At 53.5% G+C, this 868-nt stretch carries 1 protein-coding gene; it reads left to right on the forward strand.

The features are described 5' to 3' along the window. On the forward strand, window positions 1-724 hold a 724-nt coding region (locus ACTHUR_RS12775), incomplete at its 5' end, for a TolC family protein (RefSeq protein WP_440398864.1). Window positions 725-868 lie beyond the last annotated feature (144 nt).

Here is an 868-nt window from a genome sequence, read left to right on the forward strand (position 1 = left end):
GCTCTTGAGTGCGCAAAACAGCCTGATTTCCCTGAAAAACAGTCTCGACACGCAAAAACAGGTTTTACGCAACCTGCTCAACCTCAAGCCGAACGAAGCCATCGCCGCCGACCCCGCACAATTCCGCCTACCGTCCGTCGAAGGCGTGAACCTCGACGTACCGATTACCGTATTGGCGAACCGCCCCGACCTGCGTGCCGCCGAATACCGCCTGCAATCTTCGCTCCAATCCGTCGAAGCGCAAAAACGCAGTTGGTATCCCTCGATTACATTGGGCGCGAGCTTGAGCACGTCGTCTGAAAAAGCCAAAAGCGCGTTCAATATCCCGCTCTTGGGCGGCTCCGCCACCGTCAACCTGCCGTTCCTCAACTGGCAGACCATGAAATGGAAAGACAAAACCGCACAAGCCAATTTCGACAGCGCCAAACTCGACTTTGAAAAAGCCCTGACCACCGCGCTGAACGAAGTCAATACCAACTACCTCACCTACCAAAACGCCCAAGCCGCGCTCAACAACCAAGAACAGCGTTACGCCTTGGACAAGAAAAACAGCCGCTACTACCAAGTGCGCTACCAACACGGCAAAAACGAGCTGAAATATTGGCTGGAGGCGTTGAGTACGGAATACGGCTCTGCCCAAAACATATTGAACCAGCGGTACGAAACGCTGAAATACGAAAACATGGTGTATAAAGCGATGGCGGGACGTTATACGCCGAAATAGGGCGGTCGGCTCAGCTCAAGAGGTCGTCTGAAAACTGAAAAAAGCGGTTTTCAGGCGATTTTTGTCGGTTGCACATGGCTTAAGTTTGCTGCGGGCAAGGCGGCAAGCTGTGGTAAGATGGACGCCGTCGAAACACAGTCGGTT

It is taken from the genome of Neisseria sp. P0021.S007, from assembly GCF_051956855.1.